This is a genomic window from Pedobacter sp. P26, from assembly GCF_050632135.1.
Taxonomy (GTDB): domain Bacteria; phylum Bacteroidota; class Bacteroidia; order Sphingobacteriales; family Sphingobacteriaceae; genus Pedobacter.
This window is the reverse complement of the sequence record NZ_CP192574.1, coordinates 4286413-4306830: the sequence shown is the minus strand read 5'-3', so window position 1 is coordinate 4306830 and position 20418 is coordinate 4286413. Positions and strand designations below refer to the sequence as shown.

General features: G+C 40.8%; 18 protein-coding genes. 14 read left to right on the top strand and 4 right to left on the bottom strand.

What is annotated here, in order from left to right:
• Positions 1 to 209: 209 nt before the first annotated feature.
• The 6 genes from ACQ86H_RS19955 to ACQ86H_RS19930 all read left to right on the top strand — a co-directional run bounded on the left by ACQ86H_RS19955 (position 210) and on the right by ACQ86H_RS19930 (position 6315).
• A complete protein-coding gene (locus ACQ86H_RS19955; protein WP_431292266.1) occupies positions 210 to 962 on the top strand; it encodes an AraC family transcriptional regulator in 753 nt (250 codons plus the stop codon).
• A 682-nt stretch (positions 963 to 1644) separates the two neighbouring features.
• Positions 1645 to 2196 carry a hypothetical protein gene (locus ACQ86H_RS19950; RefSeq protein WP_138822603.1) on the top strand — a complete coding sequence of 184 codons (552 nt, stop codon included), beginning with the start codon at positions 1645 to 1647 and terminating at the stop codon, positions 2194 to 2196.
• A 577-nt stretch (positions 2197 to 2773) separates the two neighbouring features.
• Entirely contained in the window at positions 2774 to 4303 is a 1530-nt protein-coding gene (locus ACQ86H_RS19945) for a DEAD/DEAH box helicase (protein WP_431292265.1), read from the top strand.
• 83 nt (positions 4304 to 4386) lie between these two features.
• On the top strand, positions 4387 to 5100 hold the full coding sequence (locus ACQ86H_RS19940) for a DUF3891 family protein (RefSeq protein ID WP_431292264.1): 714 nt from the start codon (positions 4387 to 4389) through the stop codon (positions 5098 to 5100).
• A gap of 330 nt (positions 5101 to 5430) precedes the next feature.
• Positions 5431 to 5883, top strand: coding sequence for a GNAT family N-acetyltransferase (locus tag ACQ86H_RS19935; RefSeq protein WP_138822609.1), 453 nt, complete (start codon positions 5431 to 5433; stop codon positions 5881 to 5883).
• A 102-nt stretch (positions 5884 to 5985) separates the two neighbouring features.
• Positions 5986 to 6315, top strand: a complete 330-nt coding sequence (locus ACQ86H_RS19930; RefSeq protein WP_431292263.1) for a DUF3253 domain-containing protein — start codon at positions 5986 to 5988, stop codon at positions 6313 to 6315.
• A gap of 277 nt (positions 6316 to 6592) precedes the next feature.
• On the opposite strand, the gene ACQ86H_RS19925 is transcribed toward ACQ86H_RS19930, so the two are convergent.
• From ACQ86H_RS19925 to ACQ86H_RS19910, 4 genes are all read right to left on the bottom strand, one after another.
• Positions 6593 to 7063 (bottom strand): amidohydrolase family protein, encoded by a 471-nt coding sequence (locus ACQ86H_RS19925; RefSeq protein WP_431292262.1) that lies wholly within the window; start codon positions 7061 to 7063, stop codon positions 6593 to 6595.
• Positions 7038 to 7874, bottom strand: coding sequence for an amidohydrolase family protein (locus ACQ86H_RS19920; RefSeq protein WP_431292261.1), 837 nt, complete (start codon positions 7872 to 7874; stop codon positions 7038 to 7040). Before ACQ86H_RS19920 ends, ACQ86H_RS19925 begins: the two co-directional genes overlap by 26 nt.
• Positions 7871 to 8278 (bottom strand): hypothetical protein, encoded by a 408-nt coding sequence (locus tag ACQ86H_RS19915; RefSeq protein ID WP_431292260.1) that lies wholly within the window; start codon positions 8276 to 8278, stop codon positions 7871 to 7873. The genes ACQ86H_RS19920 and ACQ86H_RS19915 overlap by 4 nt, the downstream gene beginning before the upstream one ends.
• Positions 8279 to 8490: 212 nt before the next feature.
• Positions 8491 to 9876 (bottom strand): lipase family protein, encoded by a 1386-nt coding sequence (locus tag ACQ86H_RS19910; protein ID WP_431292259.1) that lies wholly within the window; start codon positions 9874 to 9876, stop codon positions 8491 to 8493.
• Positions 9877 to 10939: 1063 nt separating this feature from the next.
• Here ACQ86H_RS19910 and ACQ86H_RS19905 point away from each other — a divergent pair.
• The 8 genes from ACQ86H_RS19905 (at position 10940) to ACQ86H_RS19870 (ending at position 20259) form a co-directional block, all read left to right on the top strand.
• A complete protein-coding gene (locus tag ACQ86H_RS19905; protein WP_431292258.1) occupies positions 10940 to 11872 on the top strand; it encodes a helix-turn-helix domain-containing protein in 933 nt (310 codons plus the stop codon).
• Positions 11873 to 12031: 159 nt separating this feature from the next.
• Positions 12032 to 12991, top strand: coding sequence for an alpha/beta hydrolase (locus ACQ86H_RS19900; protein WP_431292257.1), 960 nt, complete (start codon positions 12032 to 12034; stop codon positions 12989 to 12991).
• A gap of 1228 nt (positions 12992 to 14219) precedes the next feature.
• Entirely contained in the window at positions 14220 to 15356 is a 1137-nt protein-coding gene (locus ACQ86H_RS19895; protein ID WP_138822651.1) for an FIST signal transduction protein, read from the top strand.
• Positions 15343 to 16836, top strand: coding sequence for a PAS domain S-box protein (locus ACQ86H_RS19890; protein ID WP_431292256.1), 1494 nt, complete (start codon positions 15343 to 15345; stop codon positions 16834 to 16836). The genes ACQ86H_RS19895 and ACQ86H_RS19890 overlap by 14 nt, the downstream gene beginning before the upstream one ends.
• Positions 16725 to 18479 (top strand): response regulator, encoded by a 1755-nt coding sequence (locus ACQ86H_RS19885; RefSeq protein WP_431292255.1) that lies wholly within the window; start codon positions 16725 to 16727, stop codon positions 18477 to 18479. The genes ACQ86H_RS19890 and ACQ86H_RS19885 overlap by 112 nt, the downstream gene beginning before the upstream one ends.
• Before the next feature lie 26 nt (positions 18480 to 18505).
• A complete protein-coding gene (locus ACQ86H_RS19880) occupies positions 18506 to 18736 on the top strand; it encodes a hypothetical protein (protein ID WP_431292254.1) in 231 nt (76 codons plus the stop codon).
• Positions 18737 to 19126: 390 nt separating this feature from the next.
• Positions 19127 to 19903 (top strand): serine hydrolase domain-containing protein, encoded by a 777-nt coding sequence (locus tag ACQ86H_RS19875; RefSeq protein ID WP_431292253.1) that lies wholly within the window; start codon positions 19127 to 19129, stop codon positions 19901 to 19903.
• Positions 19870 to 20259, top strand: a complete 390-nt coding sequence (locus ACQ86H_RS19870; RefSeq protein ID WP_431292252.1) for a serine hydrolase — start codon at positions 19870 to 19872, stop codon at positions 20257 to 20259. Before ACQ86H_RS19875 ends, ACQ86H_RS19870 begins: the two co-directional genes overlap by 34 nt.
• Positions 20260 to 20418: the final 159 nt, after the last annotated feature.

The following is a 20418-nucleotide window of genomic DNA, read 5'->3' as shown; positions in this document are numbered from 1 at the left end:
GAATAAGATAATGTACTTTACAGGCTTAAGTTTAACTTTATCTGACCTGCTCATTAACCACCATTTATTACAGTTATAATTTTAAACGTTTGTAGTTAATGAAGCCAAAGGTTTTAAATTTGTCAAATGGTTTATTCCATTCATTTAGTGCCAGATTAGATACCCAGCCCAATGTTAATAGCCATTGGCATTGTCATAATGAGCTGGAATTGGTTTATTTCAAACGAGGCAATGGCACACAGTTTGTTGGTGACAGCGTAAAACAATTTAGAGACGGCGATGTCGTTTTGCTGGGGAGTAATTTGCCACATTATTGGCAGTTTTCAAAAAAATACTTAGATAGCGATAGTGGTGCTGCTGTTGAAATATATGTTGTCCACTTCAATGAGAATTTTTGGGGCGATGTTTTACTGGGGCTACCAGAATTCCAGGAAATTAGAAGAATGCTCGAATTTTGCAAGCATGGACTTCAGGTTCTGGGAAAGCAAAAAGCAAATTTAGGATTATTAATTTCTCAGTTGGTAAGTTCATCAGGTTCTAAGCGGATTTCTCTTCTAATAGATTGTCTTTCTGAAATTTCGGCCTGTAAAGAAGCTAGAAAGCTTACCACAATGGGCTTTCAGCCACATTTACCGCAGGCCAGTATAAATAGATTAGAATCTATATATGATTATACGATGAGAAATCATAAAAGAAAAATCGACATAGGGAAAATCGCCGGTTTTGCAAATTTGAGACCTAAATCTTTTTGCAGGCTTTTTAAAAAAGCCAGCGGAAAAACTTACATACAATTCTTAAACGAAGTCCGGATTGGGCAGGCATGCCAGCTTCTTACTGAAGGCAGGCTGAGCGTGAAGGAAATCTGTTATGAGAGCGGTTTCATATCTTTCACTAGTTTTCATAGAACCTTTAAGAGCCTCACAGGTACAACACCTTTGGGTTATCAAAAAAAGATTAATTAAACTCGGGTGATGGTGAGATTTCCTGTTCAAAGCTGATTTCATCAACGGCAATCAACGGCTTTTTGTTCCGCGAACCGTTAAGCAAATTTCGCTCGAAAAGATTTTTTTAACACCTTTCGCATGAACATGTAGCACCGTAAAGTTCCAGTTGACTGGATCAATTGTTTCGTAAAGCTGTTTCATTGAATAGTTATCATATTATTTAGTAATTTGTATTCATTTGCACATTTGCCTGCAGCAAATATTCATTATATTTAAATAATGTTGGCGCTGAAAGTTTAAATAGGTAGCTGGTTATACAACCGCCTATTTTGGAAATAAAAACCCATCCTACTGAATGACCAATTATCCCATGTGCTCAAATTTAACGACTATCTTTTCGGGATTCTGCGCCAACAGATAGTCGGACATGCACGCAAGGTTGTTATTGCCAAACCGGTCAACGGAGCAAAATGGCAGTGCAGCAGTTAGCGGGGATTCATCAGGGAGAGGTGTTTAGTTTAAAGAATAGGATTGTTTAATATGGTTAACTGGAATTGTTTAATCGAATTAGGACTCTGGATTGTTTAATCTGTTAATTGTATCAAATCGGCTAAAGACGGCTAACCCACTCCAAACTCAAAAACGGCTCAATCTTTGCTCCAAGCAAAGCTTAAATTAATAAGGAAACCCCATTTAGATCATGAACAATTTACAAGCACTATCCCAAAAATCAAGACTCACTATTTTAGTCCTCATTACTCTTTTTTTCTCTGCCTGCTCAGAAACCCCTCAACGTTTCTTCGACATCGCCATCCTTAACACCAATATGATCAACGATTTTGCGAGCGCAGATCTGGCCCGCCATATTAACGATGAAACGAAAGAGTATCCCGATATTCCATCCAGTAAAAAGAAAGGTGACGAAGCTGCAGTTAGCCTCAATAACAAAATACTATACCTCGAACAATCGCTCGAAAAAGTGAAAAAACTTTCAGCTTCAGGAGAAGAAGAAAAAGAAATTAAAGCGCTCTCCCAGCAATTATATGAGCTCGTTATCCCTGTTTATAAAAACGAATATCTTGCTTACGCTAAATTGTGCGATAGTAAAGGCAGCCAAAGTGCCAAAGACGAAATTATTAAAAACATCGACCAGAAATATGGCGCCCGTTTTGAGCAAAACTTTAATGCCTTAATGGAAAAAGGTAAAGCCTACGCCCAACAAAACAATATCCAGGTAAACTGGGGCCAATAAAATAAGTAATGGTTTAATCCAGGTGCGATGCATTTGGATTAAATATGGCTGATCTTACCAGAAACCCTCAACGGACATTTTTAAGTAACACGATGCGCTTTACCTTGGGCTAGGCCATATAAAAACTAATGTTCCGAATTTATATATTTCAGTAAAGTTGTCGAAAATTAGGTAAGCTGATTTAAGTCCGGCTGTTCTATTGGTACCGCTGCTGGTATCTGTTTTAGGTTAGGTTAATGTAATAGGGGTTATTGGATTTATTTGTCTGCCGCTGCAGGTCGGGCCATCAACCGTATCTTTTTCTTCTGGTAAAGTACCGAATCTGTTTCCTTACACTTGGGTTAAGATTTTATTTGGTTGTATTTATTTTGGTGCTCTGGTTATTTCACCACGTTAATGCCGTGGTTTAATGGCCTGCCTAATTTACCCTCTTACAATGAAGCGCGAACATTTCGGTCTCACTCCCTTTGCAGGTTACAGGGTTTATCCCTTATCCGGCAATGCTGTTTATAAATAAAGATTTTTATGATCCCTTCCTGTCTTAAAACTTTCAGCCAGTTTCAGTGGTTGTAACACCATGCAGATTTTATCTCCCACGGCTGCGCATGGACCAGCAAAAAAATTATATCCCTATCAGCAGTATGCAATCGAAACCCTGTTTGAAAAAATGCAGACCGGGGCTGATCAGCTGCGCTTGCTCTACCAGTTACCTACAGGTGGTGGTAAAACAGTTATCTTTTCTGAAATTGCCGATCGTTTTATAAAGCAATACGGAAAGAAAGTAATCGTGCTGACCCACCGGCAGGAGTTATGCAAACAGACTTCGCTGGCACTGAAAAATACAGGCGTTTTTAATAAAGTAGTAGACAGCAAAGTTAAAAGGATAGCCAAAAAAGATTATTATTATTGTTATGTAGCCATGGTCGAAACCCTTAAACACAGGATCGATGATGGTCTGATTGATACCGGAGAGGTAGGCCTTGTGATTGTAGATGAGGCCCATCACAATTCATTCCATAAACTGCTTAAAAAATTTCCGGGTGCCAGGATAATCGGGGTAACGGCCACCCCTTTTTCGGCAGATGCAGCATTGCCTATGAAAAGCTTTTACAGTGAACTGGTGCTTGGAGAGCAGATAAATTCACTGATCGAACAGGGCTTTTTGGCAAAGCCAAAAAGTTTTGGCTATGAGGTAGAACTCAACACGCTCAACAGGGGCATTCACGGCGATTTTACGGTGAGCAGCTCCGATGAGTTATATTCCTCCAAAGTAATGCTCGATCTTCTGATTCATGCTTACAGGGAACATGCGCTCGGGAAAAAGACATTGATTTTCAATAACGGTATATTTACCTCAAGGAAGGTACTGGAAGTTTTTCAGCAGGCCGGTTACCCCATACGCCACCTGGATAACCAGACAGAAAATGCAGAACGGGTTGAAATATTAAAATGGTTTAAAAAAACAAAGGGAGCGATATTAACATCAGTATCCATATTAACTACTGGTTTTGATGAACCGTCTGTGCAGTCGGTTATCCTGAACCGTGCCACCACCTCACTTACGCTTTATCACCAGATGATCGGCAGGGGAGCCAGGCGTTTGCCCGGTAAAAAAACTTTTAATATTATAGACCTTGGCAATAATGTAGAAAGGTTTGGAGAATGGGATGCACCGGTAAACTGGCAGCATGTATTTGAAAACCCCGAAATCTATCACCAGATCCTGGCAAAGGCCAGTGATGATCTCCACCAGATGCCTGCCGAAATGAGGAACAGGTTCCCCAACAGCACGGGGATATCATTCGATGTACTCGCGGCCTATCAAACAGCAATGGAGAAAGGGGAAAAAGCAAGGACCGTACTCCTCGATTCCATCAGGCAACATGCAATGATGTGCACTGACAATGCTGATACGGTGAGCAATGCATTTGAATTGGTACAGGAACTCGATAAAGAAATCGACTGGAGGATAAAACAATACGGCAAATGCCTGGGCTCGGTAACCAAAAACTATATCAAGTGGTTGGGCAGCGACTACCGGAGCCGTTTGCACAGCCTGATCGAGAAAATAATGTCTAGGCGGGCAGCAATGCGCGCAGCAGTTTAATCTAAAGCAGGGATTGATGGAAACAGCTATCGAAAAGCCTGATCTGAAAAGGACAGGCCTTAAGTTTACAGGGAGGAAAGATCTTGATTGTTAATTATTGCAACAGCGGATGGGAAATCATCACCCAAAGGGCTCATGGCCTTTTGGCCGGGCAGATCTGTGCCAGATGGAAAATCTCCGATCAGCCACAGCGCTGGGTAGAAACCCTCACCGCTACCACCGGGCACGACGATGTTTTTAACGAATTTGTCCGTGGGCCGCTGTTATCAGATAGGGGCGGACCCCTCGATTTCAAAATGACAGGTTTTGATGAATCGGCCTGCAGGGAAATGATGGATAATGCCATCAGTAAGAGCCGTTTCATTGCGCTGCTTTTTTCAAGGCATATTTCTTTTACCCATGGTGATGAAGCTTCGGCCAGGCCTTACCTTACGGAGCTTAAAAAGCTTGAAAAGAAATGGATCAGGGAAGCGCAGAGCAGCACCGGCGAGGTAGACCGCGCTTATGCTTTACTCGAATTCTGTGATGCTTTTTCACTGCTCATCTGCCAGGACCAGATTCCGCCTGAGGAACGCCTTCTTGAAATTAGTAAAGGTCCAAGCGGCAAATCTGTCCGGTTTTTTCAGCAGGGGCAACAGCTTATTGTTACACCATGGCCTTTTGAGGTCGATACTTTTGAAGTATGTTACGAGCGGCTTACTTTGAATGAAATTGGTTTCGAAAACGATGAGGCATTTAGAACGGCCCTGCGTAATGCGGGGCTTGAACTTCGAAAGCTGATCATCTCGAGAGAATGATCCCGCTTTGGTATTTCTTCAATCTGATCAGCATAAGCTGTTTTTAAAAACTTTAGCCCGCTAAGGACGGTTATTAATAGTGATGAGAAAATTAGATGCTTTTGAGTGGCTGTTGATCTGCCTGATGCTGGCTACATTTATTGCCGGGATAATGGTTGCTTTATCACGTGATGACCGCACAGCGGCCGTTCCAAAGCGTTATCCCATAGTTGCGTTATGCCGTTAGTTAATGCCCTTAATCCATAAATTTTACCATTACTTTTACAGCCCGTTATTTAGACGCAATCATAAGAGTTCATTTTATCCTTCCACAGTATTCCGCACCTAAAAATGACATTACCAGAAAAACATCCTGCATACAATTATCAGGTAAATCCGGATTTAACCAGCATCAATTGGCAACGTGTACTCCAACTTTTTCAGGAGATTAACTGGAAACACCGCTTAGCCGGAGAGATAGAAAAAGCTTTCAAAATGAGCACCTCCACGCTTTTTATCTATGAGGGGGAAATGATCATCGCTTTCGGCAGGGTTATAGGTGATGGAAGGTATTATGCCATGCTGGCAGATGTAGTGGTAGACCCAGCCTATCAGGGCCAGGGACTGGGCAGATACCTGGTTATGGCGCTGAACAGCCAGTTGGAAAATTATCATTTTGTTAACCTTAGTGCTGCCCCTGGAGCCGATCGTTTCTACAAGACCCTCGGGTGGAAAAAGCAGACTACGGCGTATATATGGCCCCAGGGGCCTAAACAGCTGAGACAGCATTGCGAAAAGGATTAAAATGGCAAGCGCGGTTTATTGCATCACTTGAGATAGTGCCATTCGCGGATAAAAAGGAATCAAAATGTCATAATATATCCTATTGCACTTATAGATGCTAAAATGAAAATACCCATATCTCATCAAACAAAGCAGGCTGATATCCAAAACACCATTTTATCCCTCGCTACAGAACGCGGGCCCGGTAAGAGCACCTGCCCATCCGAAATCGCCCGCCTGTTATTTCCGCAAGAATGGCGAAACCAAATGAAAGCGGTGCGCGATGTGGCTATTGATCTGCATAAACAGGGCAGGGTTGTCATCACCCAAAAGGGAAACCTGTTGACATTGACAGGATCAAGGGACCTATACGGATCAAAATGGTTTAATCCATTGCAGTGTTGTTTAGGACAGAGAAGCTGGTTCGCTACCGGTTTATCGTTAAAAACTTGATATCTCCTCATTGTTTCAACCCACTGTTCGCCATCATCAGGGAAAAGTTTATTTATAGCGTGATTGTAGGTGTTCACTTTCTAAATTTGGGATAAGTTATATAAAAACAAGATTTTTTCAAAGATAATCATCAAATCAAAGTCTTAGTTACTGCCAAAAATAAGCTGGACATTGATTATGTGCATCTGGGGTTAAAAACCTTAAATTCCGGTTTTTCGTAACCCTGCAGGTCTATCGTAAGCCTGCAGGGGCATGCTAAAACGTGCGGAGTTTATGCTCAATTGCCGGCATAAACCTTTACCCCGCCCAGCCAGGTTTCCAGCACTTTAATATTCCGCATGTTCATGCTGCAATCTTTTCGGGGCATAGTTACAGGGTCCTTTTCGAGGATTACAAAATCGGCAAATTTTCCTGCCTCAAGACTTCCTGCCCAGCTATCGGCATAACACTGCCAGGCAGCATCATAAGTTACTGCTTTCAGTGCCTGTTCATTGGTAAGCTGTTCTTCGGTATTGAGCACATTTAACGGCCATGCATTTTCGCTCGCTTCCATCACTCGTGTAATAGCTTGTTCCATCATCCTTAAAGGACCAAGCGGGGTAACGGTGTGGTCGCTATGAAGGGAGATGCGCAGCTTTTCAGCTGCCGATTTACAGCGGTCCAGGGAAAATACCTTAGGAGCATTGTGCGCTGGCAAATGCTGTCCTTCGAATATAACTTTTTCAAATACATCGCCCCAATACCCCACGTGGCCCAATCAAAAAACTGGGCGAAATATTCAATGCTTCCATTTCATTGATGCCACTTTGCTCCAGCAGCGAACAGTGCTCAATCCGGTTGCGCAGTTCAGGCCCCTTATATTTTTCTAATGCGCTGCGGAAGGCTGAGATGGTATCTGTTATAGCCAGATTTCCATTTGCATGGATCATAATGGGCCAGCCTTTTTCCAGTATTACCTCATCAACCACCTGTTGATAAGCCACCGGATCTGAAAAGTTGAATATACCACATGCGTGATCCTTTTCAAGTATTACCGAATAAGGTTCGGACTGATATCCGGTTAGTCCCTGATTAGATCCATCGGATACAATTTTTACATGGCCCAGGTAAAGATCCAGATAATAATCGGGCTGCCGGTAAGGTGGTAAAGCCTGCGCAGCCTTCAGTGTTTCGCAGTATAGGGCCCCGCCCAGGCGTACAGGTAGCCGTCTGGCCTCCAGGTAGTCTTCAAGATAAGGCACATACATCTGGTTAATCAGTGCATCGTACATCGAGGTTACCCCTCTTGCACTGGCCTGATGGAAAAATGCATCCATATTGGAGACAATATCAAGCGATTTATGTGCTATTGCATCCTGATAGGTATTTATCGCAGGCATCATCATGGGCTCCTCCTCCAACCATCCATGCGTTTTGGCGATATAATCATCAGCACTGGTATAGTCGTGCATTGCAGGCTGCCCTTTCTGGGCATTGTAGATGGCGCGAAGGGCCGCAGAATTGGCATATAGCGTATGGCCTGATGCGCTCATGATAAGTATCGGTGTATCTTTGCTCACGTTATCCAGGAACACGTTGTCAATCTCCGAAAAGTTTTTCCGCTTTGGGGCTGAATAAGCGCTGGGTCGAGTCCTGTGGCCAGTAATACCACATCGGAGGAGGCTTCGTGAGCGGCAGACAGGGTATCTGCTATCCACTTTTTAGTATATACTTTCCGCAAGTCCTGTCCTTCAAAGGGGCTTATGTCTATCCATGAGGCCATCATGCCCGAAAATACGGTATGAACATGCGGTTCAAACATTCCAGGGATCAGGGTTTGGGCCTTATCCAGCACGATACTTTGGTAAGCATCTTTGTATTTGGCATCCATAGCAGCCTTTACCTGCGCATAAGAACCGCATGCTACTATAAAGCCCTGAGCCATACCGATTGACTCCACAACGCCGGCATCTCCGTTAGCCATGGGCCTGATCGTTCCTCCGGAATAGAGAATCGCTTCCGGCGTTGCTGCAGGCGGCTTGCTTTTTGACAGATGAGCGGTCAGCTTTTCAATATGTTCCTTACTGAAAAGCTTATGCTTTAAGATTTCGACTATTGGGTTTTTGCAGCCGCAGGTGCACGCATGCGGATGGTGATGATCTGTTTTTATCATTGCCAGGAAGAGTTATCTGTTTTTTAATCTATTTTGCTTTTATTGGAACTGTTTTTTGAGTTTTCTTTTGGTAGTGTGCCATCTAGCGAAGTAGCATAAGATGCAATCCAGGCCAGGATCTGCTCCATAATCCTGATGATTAACTCCAGACTTGTAACTTTTTTGACCCCGGGAAGTAACGCTTTACCTGGGGGGTACACCGGCTGAGGCAGTGGTTGTGGCAGAATAAGTCCCTGTACGGCCGGGCTGCCCGGCTGTGCAGGGATACCTGAATACAGACTAACATGCTGAAGGAAGAGTTGAGTAATATAATCTTTCATTGTTTTTGGCGGCGTGTTAATGGTAGGTGAAGATTGATCTGCATGCTGAAGTGTGCCTGGCAACGATTGGTTCTGTATCCTGGTATAGTTTGCGCCTGATGTTGCAGCTCTTTTAAGCACCAGTCGCTGAAGGGTATTCAACGTACTTCTGGTCAGTAAATTAGGCGATTGCCCGTAGATCTGTGCAATTTGCTGCAGGTCGGTTTGGTGCCAGGCATGCGGCACAACATCGAGTGTATTCCAGTGCATCGTATTCCAGCTCTTGTAATCGCCGCTCTGTGCTGTCCACCCTTCCGGAAGCGGGGGAAATGTATTGTTAAATAGATTGGCAAATGCGCTTTCTCCGGGTGTAGGCCCTGCTGTGGGATAAACTAATGACACTCCAAAGGCATCCAGTTGGTTATGTTGTTTTAAATAGAGGGCCAGCGTTGGTGAGAGCGCACCCGCCAGGCTATGTCCGCAGAATACGATCGCGCTCTGCGGCCCGGGTTGTAAACTGGCAATAAACTCTTCGAGTGTGGTGCCTGGTGATGCGGCTGTAGGGGGACTGGTGAGTGAAAGCAAGATTTTGATACCGGTTGCAGTTCCATTAGAGATATAGGGGTCGGTTCCGTTATAAGCCGATGGCTTGAAAAGAACAGGGTTGTAATTTGTCCAGTTCACTACTTCTGCCACCGAAAAATCTTCGGTTTCCCAATCATAAAGTGAGGCGGGATTAGTTGCTGCCACAGCTACAACGTAAGTTGGTAAAGTCGGGCCGCCCGGGTAAGCTACAGCGTCGCACTGCGCGACAAACAGCGCATTATCGGCAACTCCGGTTGGCTTTTCTTTCTGATCAGTCTCTTCGATGAGTGCCGGGCCCCATACCAGGTTCCAGTCACCCAGTATCGGGGTAACCGATGAATCGGCGACTGAAGGGGCTGTTTGCCCCATCACTTTAACAGGGGGAACATTATTTAAATAAAAAGATAAGTCATACTGCAGTTGCAGCTGTAACTCACTACCGGTGCCGTTGTAACCGCCCGCCCGGTTAGCGATGCATGCAAGGCCAAATACCTGCTGATAAGCATCAAGAGATGGGTTTCCCATAAGTTTAATGGAATTGATAGATTGAAATTTTTGAACAATTGACACAGCACGATATCAACTAAAGCTTTTGCTCTGATAACTGGCATAAAAGTCAGTTGTCTGCGATCCGGATCCTGACCGAAACATAAACTGTGTTGAAAACGTTACTAATAAGGTAAATTTACAAATTTTAAGAATATTTTAAAATGCTTAATACTACAAAATATTAAAATACTTATAATTAAGTATTGTGGTCGTAAAACTACAAATTGAATGTTAGATTTTGATGTACGTTTAAGGCCGGATATTCAATAATTTCTTATGGACTCCTCAAATCGGGAAAAGATGTCAAACCGGCTCCAAAATAACCGGTTTTACACAGAAAGGATATCAATGGAAAACCATTAGGCTTTCATTATTAAAGGTAGATAGCTGTTGATAGATTTCCGGGCGGGTTGGCGCATTTCCTGCCGTGCAGAAAATCCAAACGTTGTAAAGGCCTCCACCGCACTCAAAGAAAAAAACTTCGAGTTAACGAGGTTCTTCATTATTTACCGGAATTAGGGTTTTTGGCCAGGCCGGGTACCCTGCAAAAGTTGTGGTGCGAGGAAAAGCGGATAGAAAGCAGATCCTTCATCAGCAAGTGCAAACCGGGCATCAGCTTCAGTACCAAAAGCATAACCTGGAAAGCACACAGCTCAAAACGAAGGCGCAGCACATTGATAAAAGCAAAAAGCCGCGTTGGGTGGTAGTTTTCATAGGGCTGGTAATAACAGTTGGCCTGGCTTATTGGGTAATGAGAAAATGGCGCTTCGACTGAATATTAAAATGCTCCCTTTAACAAAAGTTAGGGGAGCATTTATATAGCGGTTCAATAAAATTGTGCTAAAATTACCAGGCAAGTATACGTTTAGCCTTTGTTTAAGGTGCAGATCATATAGCGGAATTTTAGCGGCTGGAATTAATCCCAAAATTTATCATCAGTATTGTACAAAAAAATGGAAATACGTTTTTGAAGAATTTAACCTTATATTTAGGTGTTCGGTTTTAGGTATCAAATGCCTTAAATACTCACTTATCAGTAATGAAGAATGGTTTAACAGATATTCCCAAATATAAACTGGAAAACTTCAGGCATATCCACAGGCATAGTAATCCAGGCGCACATTTCGGAAATAATATACCTGATGATGCTGAAAGAATTGAAGGGTTTGAAATTTATTCCAGTGATGGAATGGTTTCATCAAAAGGGCCCTTAAAATCTATTTTTTACAGGATCGGCATTACTGTTAACGGTTCGTTGAATATGCAGGTAGGCCTTGACGAATATACCCATCGGCCCGGGACCTTGACATTTACATTCCCCAACCAGACTTTTTCAACGAGTAATGTTTCTGAAGATGCATTTGGATACTATATGTTCTTTATTCCTGAATTTTTAAATGATATCATTCCGTCAATCAAAATTGCAGATGAGTTCCCTTTCTATGATATTTCCGGTGTACCTGTATTTCAAATTGAAAGTGAAGAAATGGAAAATATACTTGTGCTGGTGATGAAAATAAATACAGAATTACAGTATAAAAAGTCCGGGCGCGATAAAGCGATCAAAATGTATGTGTATCTGTTACTGCTGGAGGCTAAAAGAAGTTATGAACGACAGAATATAGGTAACACTAAATCCTTCCTTCGGGACAGTTCTAAATTAATTAACCGTTTCAAGAAACTTGTTACCCAATATTATCTTAATAAAAAGCAAGTCAATGACTATGCGCAAATGTTAGGTGTTAGTCCCAATCATTTAAACAGAATAGTAAAAGAAAACACAGGAAAAACTGCTTCGGAAGTAATAAAAGAAATGATATTACAGGAGGCTAAATCATTGCTGCTCTATACGGGAAATTCAGTAGCCGAAATTGCTTATCGTTTAGATTTTTCTGACCCGGCTTCTTTCAATCGTTTTTTTAAAACTTTTACAAAAGAAACTCCCCTTGCTTATCGGTCCAGGCATAATTAAGTCAAGAAAACGCATAATTAAGCTAATGATCAGCCTTTAAATAATGATCAATTTTGTTTTATGGAACGCAGAAATTTCATAAAAAACACAACGCTAACTGCTTTGGGAGCAGTTTTGATCCGCCCTTTAGCGCTATTTACAGAAGAAACAAAAAATCCTATGAAAACAAAAGATCAGTTAAATGACTTAGAATTACCCGCAGGCATACGTGAACGCTATGTGCCCGGAATAAATGGCCTGACAGTGCATGTACTGGAAGCCGGATTTGAGACGACAAAACGCCCTGCTGTGCTGCTGCTGCACGGATTTCCTGAACTTGCTTATAGCTGGCGAAAAGTAATGTTGCCAATGGCTGCTGCTGGTTACCATGTAATTGCACCGGATATGCGTGGCTATGGCCGCACAACAGGATGGGACGGCAATTATGATGGAAATTTTGCTTCTTTCAGAACACATGAGCTTTCCCGCGATGCCATGGGTTTGGTAATGGCTATGGGACATGATTCTGTTTACAGTATCGTAGGCCATGACGTGGGTGCCACAGTAGCGGCCTATTGCGCACTCGTCAGGCCAGACTTTTTCAGGTCAATTGTTATTTTAAGTTGTCCGTTCGGCGGAGTACCAGCTTTACCTTTCAACGTTGCATCACAACCTGCACCGGCCCTGCAACCAGCAGGTACTGTAAAAGATCCCCTTACAACATTACCACAACCACGCAAAGACAGCATTACCTACTTTTCAACACGCAATGCCAATGATGATATGCTGAACTGCAAGCAGGGGCTGCACGATTTTCAGCGGGCTTACTTTCATGTAAAGAGTGCCGACTGGAGTCAAAATAAAGGACTTTCTCCACTTACTTCAGGCAGGGCGGAAGAACTGGCTAAACAGCCTATTTATTATGTTTTAGATCTTGATAAAACAATGCCGGAACAAGTTGCGCCTTATATGCCGTCTCCACAAGAAATATCTGCCTGTAAATGGCTCCCGGATAATGAGATTGACGTTTATACCCGGGAGTTTAAGCGTACCGGTTTCCAGGGCGGATTGAATTGGTACCGTTGCACTACTGCCGGATTGAACAAGTCTGACCTCGAACTTTTTCAGGACATAATATAGATGTGCCTTCTTGTTTTATAGCAGGGATCGCAGATTGGGCGAGATTTCGTCCTGTTGGCGCATTGGAGCAAATGCAAAACCAGGCTTGCACAAAAATGGAAAGTTTTCACATCATTGAAGGTGCAGGTCATTGGATAGCCCAGGAGCAACCTGAAAAAGTAGCCGGCTTGATTGTTGATTTTTTGCAACGAATGAAATAAACGATATTAATAACAATACCACTTTTAGGCAAAAAAAACGGAAAAAATTGCGAATAATGCAATGTTCCTTTAAAACACAAGTTTTTTACCACTACTGCCGTCGTTTACGAAACATAATATGACATCAGTATTTGATGCAGTAAAGTTTTACATTCTTGAAAAAGAAAGCGCTTTCTTTTCTGTAAAAAGGGACGATAATAACGTATTGTTTTATGATTTTGATTTCAAAATGAATTGGAAAAGGGTGAATAATGGTAAACAGTTAATTTACTGTAAATAAGTATTTTATAAAAAATATAGGGTTTTTGAAAATTCCGGGACATGGAATTTTCTCTGTTTTATAAAAAAAATGATAAATTTATGTTACCTAAATTGATGCCTAATACTCTCTTATGAAACAGATATTTCAGACGTATTCCATTTTCATTGCAGAAGATGATCCCTGATACGGCCCAAATGTTAGATTATCATTTAAGTTTAAACCTGTAATATTAATCAGCTGGTTTCTCGCTATACAAGATTGTTTAAACAAGCGCTATCAAAAGCAGATCTAATTTTCATTGATCCCGGGTTTACGAGATTACCCCGGTGATCAATTATTTCAAAAATAACGGAAGTTAAACCAGATATACCTGTAGTCGCAATCAATATAGACAAGAAATTTCAGCAGTTATTTGCGAAATCAGGAAATAAAGGGTGATAATGTTATTTTTAAATCAGCAAAACAGCGTGATTGTTTTAAAATGGAGTCGAAACATTAAAGGCTGATACTTGTGGTATTATCCGGTATCGTCTGAAATAATAACAACGACGTTGTTAAAGTTTCCTGGATTTTGGAAAAGTATCCTTTAGAACATGAGTGAAAGATGGTGAAGTTGAATCGTGATTTCCATTTTCCGGAAACAGCATCTGACATTTAGAAGCTAAAATTAACCTGAATTTCGTAAAATTTTGATTATCATCGTTTTGTTGTAGTTGTTTGCGCATGGTATTCAATTTGAAGAAACAATTTTTTATAAATTAAAATCATGAATGCAAAACTCTTCAGATATAATAACAACCAATGGCTGGCTCAGAGCGGTAAAGAGGAATTAAAAAATGACGAGTTTAGCCTGGTGCTGTGCTTTGGCGGAAAAAATATATTTCCTCAGACAGATGCTTTTGGCCAACTGCAAGCCCTGTTCAAAAACGCAGATATTGCACTCTGCAGCACTGCCGGAGAGATTTATCAGGAAACAGTATCGGATAATTCTCTTATTGCTATCGCATTCAATTTCGAATCGACAACAATTAAAACTTCAACAGTTAACATTAGTGCATATAAAAATAGCTATGATGCCGCGGTTGGGTTAATTAACCATCTTCCAAAACCAGATTTAAGTTATATTATGGTCTTTTCTGATGGAAGTCTTGTAAACGGAAGTGAGCTTACAAAAGGCTTAAATCAGGCTGCTGGGAATATATTGGTTACGGGCGGCCTGGCTGGTGATGATGCTAACTTCAGGTCTACCTTAGTTGGCCTGAACCGAAATCCCGCTGAAGGGAATATTGTCGCAATCGGCTTTTATGGACATAAACTATTGGTTACCCACGGCTCTCAAGGCGGCTGGGATATGTTTGGCTTGGAAAGGACGGTAACAAAATCTCAGGGAAATGTTTTATATGAAATTAATGAACAGAGCGCATTGGATTTATACAAGAAATATTTGGGGCCTGATGTTGATAATTTGCCGGCTTCGGCGCTGCTGTTTCCATTGGCGCTCACCATACAAGGTCAATCAGAACCCATAGTGCGTACAATTTTATCAATTGATGAAGAGCAGAAAACGATGACTTTCGCAGGCGACATTCCTGAAAACTCAAAGGTGCGGTTGATGAAGGCGAATTTTGATAAATTAATTGATGCCTCTTCTAAAGCCGCTGAAAATAGTTTAAAGAATAATCGAAAACCTGATTTTGCACTACTCATTAGCTGTGTAGGAAGAAAACTGATTCTTGGGCCAAGAACGGAAGAAGAAGTTGAAGCTGTTGCGGATGCTCTTCCCGAAGGTACTATGATTGCTGGTTTCTATTCGTATGGCGAAATTTCTCCTTTTAATAGTAGTGCAACCTGTCAGCTACACAATCAAACCATGACAATCACTTCATTTTATGAATTACCATAAACTACTCAACCGGCAAATCAGTAAGTATTTAACTGCAGAAATTGCGGAAAATCCGTCTGTTAAAAAGTTCTTAAGTGTGATTGACGATTCTTACGAAGCCTTACAAAGAGATAAGTTATTGGTAGAGAGAGCTTTTTCCATCAGCGAAGAGGAATATATTGAAATAAATAAAAAACTTAGTCATGAAATAGAAGTAAAGAAAAAATCGATTGATAAGTTAAAGAGTGCCCTGGGAGAAATTGGTGGTATACACCAGGATAAAAATTCAGACGATTTACTCTCAATTGCAGAGTATTTAAATGAACAGATCATCCAGAGAAAGAGTGCAGAACAGGTATTTACTTCATTGGTTAACAACTCGCAGAGTGGAATATTGCTGGAAGATGAAAATAGAAAAATTGTTTTCACAAATCAATTGTTCTGTACTATTTTTAAAATACCCCAACCGCCTGAAGAGTTAGTTGGAGTGGATTGCAGTCAAAGTGCCGAGCAATCTGCGGGGCTGTTTAAAAATCCGGAGCAGTTTATAAATGACATTCAAAATATCCTGGAGAAAAGGCTTTATGTAAGTGAAAATGTGATTTTAAATGATGAACGGATACTTAACAGGGCGTATATACCAATTGTTCTTGATGGGGTGTACAAGGGGCATCTTTGGAGTTATACTGATGTTACAGAAAGTAAAAAAGCCCAGGAGGCCCTTGAGCAAAGCGAATTAAAAAATCGCCTGATCATGAATTCAGCCTTAGATGCTATTATCACCATAGATGATCAGGGGTTAATCACTTTCTGGAATCCGCAGGCAGAAAAAATATTCGGCTGGCAGGAAGGTGAGGTTTTAGGTAAGCGATTGACGGATAACATTATCCCCCGGTATCACAAAAAAGGACACGAAACGGGGATGGACAACTACTACCTGACAGGAACTGGTCCTGTACTTAATAAAATGTTAGAGTTACCGGCGGTTAACAAAAAAGGCGAAGAATTTCAGATCGAACTATCTATCATACCGGTAAAACAGGGTAATAACAATTTCTTTTGTTCCTTTATTCGCGATATTTCTGACCGCAAGAAAAATGAGGAAGCTTTAAAGGCCAGTCAGGAATTATGGCAGTTCGCTTTGGAGGGCGCTGGTGATGGTGTTTGGGAGTATAATTTTCAAACCAAAAAAGCATTTTTCTCGAAGCAATATAAAAGGATGTTGGGTTATCAGGAAGAGGAATTTCCGAACGACCCCAACGAGTGGATGAGCCGGATACATCCTGAAGATCTTCCCATGATTCTGAAAACTGATGAAGCCTATTTTGCCGGAGAAATCAATTCGCATCAAAGAGAGTACCGGATATTGCACAAAAACGGAGATTATATATGGGTATTGGACCGTGGCATGCTGGTGAACAGGACCCTGAAGGTTTGCCCGAAAGAATTATTGGTACCCATTCGGACATTACTGACCGTAAACTTTCTGAACAGGCTTTGAGCAATAAAGAAGAGAAATACAGAAGCATTATTACAAATATGAACTTAGGACTGGTTGAAGTGGATAATGATGATTATATCCAGTTCGTAAATCAAAGCTTCTGTAAAATGGCTGGCTTTAATGAGGGAGAACTAATAGGTGCTAAAGTAACCGAAGTATTAAATCTCGGAGAGAGTAAAAACCTGATAGAATCGAAAAATAGCCTTCGGGAAAAGGGAATATCAGACGCCTACGAAGTGAATATTCGAAACAAAGAAGGGGAACTAAGGTGGTGGCTAATCAGTGGAGCACCCAGGCTTAATGATAAAGGAGAACATGTAGGCTCTGTTGGGATACACCTGGACATTACCAACCAAAAGAAACTAGAGTATGATCTGATTAAAGCAAAAGAGGCTGCTGAAGCATCTACTGAAGCAAAAGAAGCTTTTCTGGCAAATATGAGTCATGAAATCCGGACTCCAATGAATGCCATTTCCGGCATGGCCGGTCAACTTAATAAAACAACCTTAGATCAGAACCAGCGCTTCTTCCTCAATACAATTCGTTCTTCAGCTGATAATCTGCTGGTTATTATCAATGATATTTTAGATCTGAGTAAAATTGAATCAGGCAAATTAAGCCTTGAGAAAATTGGCTTTGATCCTAAACAGGTTGTTAGCCATGTAATGGAAGTTATGCGGCATAGGGCAGAAGAAAAGGGTTTAGAGTTCACCAATTCTTTTTGTGATCAAAAGCTTTCGGAGGTGCTGATAGGGGACCCTTATCGCCTGTCGCAGATTATGCTCAATTTAGTTAGCAATGCAATAAAATTTACGCCTAAAGGAAGAGTTGATGTTTCCTGCAGGGTTTTACAGGATTTTGAAACAGCGCAACTTATTGAGGCCAGTGTAATGGATACAGGAGTTGGAATGGAAAAGAATTTTATAGCGAATTTATTCGATAAATTTTCGCAGGAAGACAACTCTATTACGAGGAATTATGGTGGAACCGGGCTTGGCATGAGTATCTGCAAACAACTCATTGAGTTAATGAACGGAGAAATAAAGGTAATCAGCAAAAAGGGCCAGGGTACGGTTGTATCTTTTATTTTAAAGATGCCAAAAGGAAATGCAGGTGATTTGCCAGACAAAGCAGATAAGGAAGTAGATACAAGACTGCTGGACGGGAAAAATATTTTGATAACCGATGACAATGAAATAAACAGACTTTTGGCCTCCGCAATATTAAGCAATTTTGGTGCTGTTGTTACAGAGGCTTGTGATGGACAGGAAGCCATTCAACTGGTAAGTCAAAAAGATTTTGATTTGATTCTGATGGATGTACAGATGCCAGGTATAGATGGCCTGGAAGCCACCAGGCAAATCAGGGAAACATTAAACTCAATGCCCATTATTGCACTAACAGCATTTGCATTTAAAGGAGATAATCAAAAATGCTTTGATGTGGGGATGAATGATTATTTGTCAAAACCGTTTGAAGAGGTACAACTACTAGAAATTGTTTCCAGATGGCTGAACAAAGCCAGCACCATAGCCGAAAAAAATATAAATGAAATTAAAAGCCCGTTATATAATTTATCGAAGATTGAAAACATAGGTAGGGGTAAAAAGAATTCACTGATAAAATGGTTAGGTTTTTTATAAATCAAACTCCCGTTTCATTAAAAGAATTGAATGAAGCCTATGCGAATCATGATTTTCTTAAAATCTCACAAATTATACACCGGATTAAACCTTCAATAGACAATATGGGAATAGTATGCATAAAGGAAGAACTTAATGAATTAGAAAAATTTTCTGTAGTGTATGGGGAATCGGAACGGGCGGAATATTTGCTGGAAAAAATTAAACAGGTACTCAATCTGGTTGTACATGAACTGCAAGGGACGATTAAGATTTAATTGAATTAGTTAAAACTTAACACGTATAAATAATTGGTAATTAGTGTGTTATTTGAATTTTTCGACCATTGCGACCAGCCACTTGATTGTTCGGACGAAGAAGTGAAAATATTGCTTCACAAATTTCTTTAAATCAGAAAGTACATTTTGCCTCATAACATGGCGTTTAGGGCTATAAGAAATTGAATTGTTTGGTTGATTGTTGGAGCCCATTTAAGGCTTTTTAAGTCTTTTTTCACTTCGTTACATTTAGAACAATGTTCAAAGTATTTCCATTGAATCTATTTATCCAGATACTGTTAGGCCTTATAAATTAAAGTGCTGTAAATAATTTTCTGGATGCAACGTGTCCATTATTTTTAGTGTCTTATTACAAACTCACAATTAAATATGAAAAAAGTGGTCCTGTTTTTAATTTCTTTAATGCATATATCGCTCTGCTTTGCGCAAACAGATCAAATAAAACGACCCACCGACAATAAATTAAAAACGCCATTGGATACATTGGTGGAACAATCAGTTTCTGCGTTTATGAAAAATAACTCCAGGGTTGGCATTTCAATAGGAATTATTAAAAATGGACAATCATACCTCTATAATTATGGCTCAACCCAGAAGGAAAAATCAGAATTACCAACGGGCAATACCGTTTACGAACTTGCATCCATTACAAAAACATTTGGGGCTACTTTGCTTGCAAAAGCAGTTCTTGATAAAAAGGTAAAGCTTAACGATGATATACGTAAATACCTGAAGGAAGATTATCCTAATTTGAATTATAACGGAACACCTATCACTTTACTTAACCTGGTTAATCTCACTTCCGGATTACCAAATTGGATGCCGGATAAAGATATTTTTGGAAAGGCAGCTCCTGACGCCATCCCTTATATTTTAGATTCAGTTCACACAAAATATAGCAGGCAGGATTTTTATAAAGATTTACACGATGTAAAACTACACGTTCAACCCGGAAGCATTGCACGGCACTGTAACACCGCCGCTCAGTTGCTCGGTTATATTATGGAAATCGTTTACAAAGACACTTATGAAAATCTATTGAAAACATATTTCGCCGAACCGCTCAAAATGAAAAACACATTCCTTTTAACGGCTGGAAAACTGCCAAAAAAATGGCAAAAGGTTACGATGATAAGGGACGTGTGATGCCGGTTATTGATTGGGAGGATTTGCAGGTTGCAGCAAGTATAGCATCTTCGAGTTCGGACATGTTAAGGTATATGAGATTTCAGTTAAATGAAACAAATGCTGTTGCAAAATTAAGTCACCAGCCAACTTTTGGAAAAATTGAAGAGGGTGCTACCGCACTTAACTGGAAAGTCAGAAAAACAGAAAACGGTGCACGGAGCGTTTCCCATACAGGTGGCAGTTTAGGTTTTAGTAGTTATATTGTATTTTACCCTGATTTGAATACAGGTATCGTTTTATTATCCAACGAAGCAGATCAAGGTACACAGAATGAACTAATTGCATTATCGGATAAAATTATAAAACCGGGGTAACAACCGGTACCCAATTCATCTGGTGAAGATCGTAATCTAAGTCGATTTATCGGGAAATTTGTATTATAACTCGGATGGGCTTTATGAAAATATCTTTGCTGCCCATTCGGACTTTAGGATCACAAGTTTCGAGTGATCCTAAAGTCAATGATAAGTGTA

Coding starts and splice junctions, on each gene's coding strand:
- ACQ86H_RS19875 (WP_431292253.1), top strand. CDS start 19,127: ATGAAAAAAGTGGTCCTGTTTTTAATTTCTTTAATGCATATATCGCTC.
- ACQ86H_RS19915 (WP_431292260.1), bottom strand. CDS start 8,278: ATGGCTAACGGAGATGCCGGCGTTGTGGAGTCAATCGGTATGGCTCAG.
- ACQ86H_RS19870 (WP_431292252.1), top strand. CDS start 19,870: ATGGCAAAAGGTTACGATGATAAGGGACGTGTGATGCCGGTTATTGAT.
- ACQ86H_RS19905 (WP_431292258.1), top strand. CDS start 10,940: ATGAAGAATGGTTTAACAGATATTCCCAAATATAAACTGGAAAACTTC.
- ACQ86H_RS19900 (WP_431292257.1), top strand. CDS start 12,032: ATGAAAACAAAAGATCAGTTAAATGACTTAGAATTACCCGCAGGCATA.
- ACQ86H_RS19910 (WP_431292259.1), bottom strand. CDS start 9,876: ATGGGAAACCCATCTCTTGATGCTTATCAGCAGGTATTTGGCCTTGCA.
- ACQ86H_RS19930 (WP_431292263.1), top strand. CDS start 5,986: ATGAAAATACCCATATCTCATCAAACAAAGCAGGCTGATATCCAAAAC.
- ACQ86H_RS19890 (WP_431292256.1), top strand. CDS start 15,343: ATGAATTACCATAAACTACTCAACCGGCAAATCAGTAAGTATTTAACT.
- ACQ86H_RS19950 (WP_138822603.1), top strand. CDS start 1,645: ATGAACAATTTACAAGCACTATCCCAAAAATCAAGACTCACTATTTTA.
- ACQ86H_RS19935 (WP_138822609.1), top strand. CDS start 5,431: ATGACATTACCAGAAAAACATCCTGCATACAATTATCAGGTAAATCCG.
- ACQ86H_RS19895 (WP_138822651.1), top strand. CDS start 14,220: ATGAATGCAAAACTCTTCAGATATAATAACAACCAATGGCTGGCTCAG.
- ACQ86H_RS19885 (WP_431292255.1), top strand. CDS start 16,725: ATGGGTATTGGACCGTGGCATGCTGGTGAACAGGACCCTGAAGGTTTG.
- ACQ86H_RS19945 (WP_431292265.1), top strand. CDS start 2,774: ATGCAGATTTTATCTCCCACGGCTGCGCATGGACCAGCAAAAAAATTA.